Raw genomic sequence first — 3,408 nt, 5'->3', positions numbered from 1 at the left:
GCTGGCGGCCGCGGCCGTGTTGAGCGCCTGCGCGACCCCGTCCGGCGAGATCGCGACGCCGACGACCGAAGCGGCCGCGCCGAGCCCGTCCGGCGTCCCGACCGAGGCGGCCGCGCCCGGATCGACTCCACCCGAGTCCCGATACGACCTCGGATGCGACGACCTCGTCCCCGCATCCCTCGTCGGCGACGTGTTCGCCGCACCGGTCGAGGCGACCGACCCGCTCGTGACCGCGTCGTCGGCCGGGATCGCCCTGCCTCGGATGACCTCGATCATCGCCGTGGGCGGCCTCGCGTGCGAGTGGTCGAACGGCGAGCCCTACAACAGCCAGTACGGCGCGAATCCCGCGCACGTCGGGCTCCTCGTCACCGTCGTCCCACCGCAGGCCGGGGGATGGAGCGACACCGCGGTCCGCCTCGGCATGCCGACGTCGGCCACGGACTGCGGCGGGTGGACCTGCACTGCGACGCAGGTCGCGTCCGGTGCCTGGGTCCACGCGCAGGCGACGGACGGCTCGGGCGCGCCGGACCCGACGGCGTTCGGTCACGTGGTCGACGCCGCGGTGGCCGCCGTCGATGCCGCGAGCCCGCCTGACCCGCAGGCGACGACGGAGTCGGCGATCCCGGTCGACTGCCAGGAGCTCGTTCCGGACGCAGTCGTGGAATCGGTCACCGGCGTCGCCGACGTCGTCGAGTCGCCGACGGCCGGCGGGTGGAGCGAATGGGCCGAGGCGAAGACGATCGCCGGCGACCGCGGCTGCCTGTGGCTCCGAGCGGATGCCGACGAGCTGGTGGTCGGCACGGACTGGGTTCGCGGCGGCCGATGGGCCTACGACCGCATCGCCGACGGCGGGGGCCTGGTGCATGCCGGGTCCGCGCTCGGACTCGACCTGGTCGCGCCCGATGTCGCCGTCCTCCGGTGCGATCCGACCTACGGCGACTGCGCGGTCGACCTGCTGGTCGGCGCGGACTGGGTGCAGGTCACGGCGTCCGACGAGGAGACGACGGTCGCCATCGCATCCGAGATCGCCCGCAACCTGGCCGGCTGACGCGCCCTCCGGGCCGGTTCAGCCCGCCGACGACGTCTTCCCGGCATCCGCCCCGCCGCCGCGCTTCGCGGCGATCGACTGCCGGAGCGCCTCCATCAGGTCGATGACCTCGCCGCCCTCCTCCTCGGGCTGCTCGCCGAAGGTCGCGGCAGTGTCGAGGGCGTCGCCCTGCTCGAGCTTCGCCTGGATCAGCGTCCGGAGCTCCTGCTGGTACTCGTCGACGAACTGCTCGGGCTCGAAGTCGTTCGAGAGGCTCTCGATGAGCTGCTTCGACAGGTCGAGCTCCTTCGCGGTGATCTTCGCCGGCTCGTCGAGGGCGGGGAAGTTCGCCTGGCGCACCTCGTCGCTCCACAGGAGCGTCTGCACCATGAGGACGTCGCCGAACACGCGGAGTGCCGCGAGCCGCGTCTTCTGCCGCAGCGCCATCCGCACGACCGCGGTCCGATCCGTCGACTCCAGCGCCTCCCGGAGCAGCACGTAGGCCTTGTTCGACGCCGAGTCGGGCTCGAGGTAGTAGCTCCGATCGAACATGATCGGGTCGATCTGGTCGGTCGGCACGAACTCGACGACCTCGATCTCGCGGCTGCGTTCGGCCGGCAGCGACTTGAGGTCCTCGTCGGTGATGATGACGGTCCGCTCCCCGTCGTCGTACGCCTTGTCGATGTGCTGGTACGGCACGATCTCGCCGTCGATCTCGCACACGCGCTGGTAGCGGATGCGCCCGCCGTCGGCGTCGTGCACCTGGTGCAGGGACACGTCGTGGTCCTCGGTGGCGCTGTACAGCTTGACGGGCACGTTGACGAGGCCGAACGTGACCGCCCCCTTCCACACGGCTCGCATACCCCCAGTACACACCCCGCCCGGCCCGAGCGATACCCCTCGCCCGTCGCGACGGGCAGGATGGGCACATGGCGCAGGGCCCCGCGCAGCTGGTCGACGTCGACGGACGTCGGCTCCGCCTGACGAGCCTCGACAAGGTCATGTACCCGGAGACCGGCATGACCAAGGGCGAGATGATCGCCTACTACGCCGAGATCGCGTCCGTGATGCTGCCGCACGTGGCGGGCCGGCCGATCACGCGCAAGCGCTGGGTGAACGGCGTCGGCACTCCGACGCATCCGGAGCAGGCCTTCTTCGAGAAGAACCTCGAGCACGCGCCCGAGTGGATCCGCCGCGCGGTGCAGCACCACTCCGACGGCGACAAGGCGTACCCGATCGCCGACAGCCGGGCGACGCTCGTGTGGCTCGCCCAGATGGGCGCGATCGAGCTGCACGTGCCGCAGTGGCGCTTCGACTCCGCCGGCGCGCCCGCGAACCCCGACCGCATGGTGTTCGACCTCGATCCGGGCGAGGGCGTCGGCCTCGCCGAGTGCGCCGAGGTCGCGCGGATGGTCCGCGACATCCTGCACCCGATCGGACTCGACCCGGTGCCCGTCACGAGCGGCAGCAAGGGGATCCACCTCTACGCCCCGCTCGACGGCGGGCAGACCTCCGAGCAGGTCTCGGCCGTCGCCCACGAGCTCGCGCGGGCGCTCGAAGCCGATCACCCCGACCTCGTCGTCTCGAGCATGAAGAAGGTCCTCCGAGGCGGCAAGGTGCTCATCGACTGGAGCCAGAACAACGCCAAGAAGACCACGATCGCGCCGTACTCGCTCCGCGGGCGCCTCCGCCCGACCGTCGCCGCGCCCCGCACGTGGGCCGAGCTCGACGACCCCGGACTCCGTCAGCTCGAAGCCGACGACGTGATCGCGATCGTCGCGGAACGCGGCGATCCGATGCTCCCGGTCGCCGAGGCATCCGCCGACGGGCCGCTCAGCACCTACCTCGCGATGCGCACCGCCGGGTCGACGCCCGAGCCGATGCCCGAGTCGGCGTGGGGCGTCGCGAACGACGGCGACCCGCGCTTCGTGATCCAGGAGCACCACGCCAGGCGCCGGCACTTCGACCTGCGACTCGAGCGCGATGGCGTGCTGAGGAGCTGGGCGGTGCCGAAGGGCGTGCCGGAGGACACCGGCACGAACCACCTCGCCGTGCAGACCGAGGACCATCCGATGGAGTACCTGGTCTTCGAGGGCACCATCCCGGAGGGACAGTACGGCGCCGGCTCGATGACCGTGTGGGACACCGGCACCTACGAGACCGAGAAGTGGCGCGACGACGAGGTGATCCTCACGCTGCACGGCAGGGTCGGCGGGCCCCTCGGGCGCGTGCGGCTCGCGCTCATCCGCACCGGGGGAGACGGCGAGAAGAGCCAGTGGCTGCTGCACCGCATGAAGGAGCAGCGCGCCGGCCCCGTCGAACCGCGCGGGGCGGATGCCGCGGCCGCGCCGGACACGACGGAGGCACGGGCCGCGGGGCGG

General features: G+C 72.0%; 3 protein-coding genes. 2 read left to right on the top strand and 1 reads right to left on the bottom strand.

Going from position 1 to position 3,408, the window contains the following annotated elements; translation table 11 throughout:
- Positions 1-1,048, top strand: a 1,048-nt coding sequence (locus ESO86_RS13965) for a hypothetical protein (protein ID WP_207207146.1), incomplete at its 5' end; no start/stop codon positions are given.
- An 18-nt stretch (positions 1,049-1,066) separates the two neighbouring features.
- Here ESO86_RS13965 and ku read toward each other — a convergent pair.
- Positions 1,067-1,888: a non-homologous end joining protein Ku gene (gene ku, locus ESO86_RS13960; protein WP_129235548.1), complete on the bottom strand. Its 822-nt coding sequence runs from the start codon at positions 1,886-1,888 to the stop codon at positions 1,067-1,069.
- Between the two features lie 68 nt (positions 1,889-1,956).
- Between ku and ligD the strand changes: the two genes are divergently transcribed.
- The coding region (gene ligD / locus ESO86_RS13955; RefSeq protein WP_207207145.1) for a non-homologous end-joining DNA ligase at positions 1,957-3,408 on the top strand (1,452 nt) is incomplete at its 3' end.

Origin of the sequence: Agromyces binzhouensis (assembly GCF_004135055.1) — a bacterium.
Taxonomy (GTDB): Bacteria; Actinomycetota; Actinomycetes; order Actinomycetales; family Microbacteriaceae; genus Agromyces; species Agromyces binzhouensis.
This window is presented reverse-complemented; position numbering and strand designations above follow the sequence as displayed.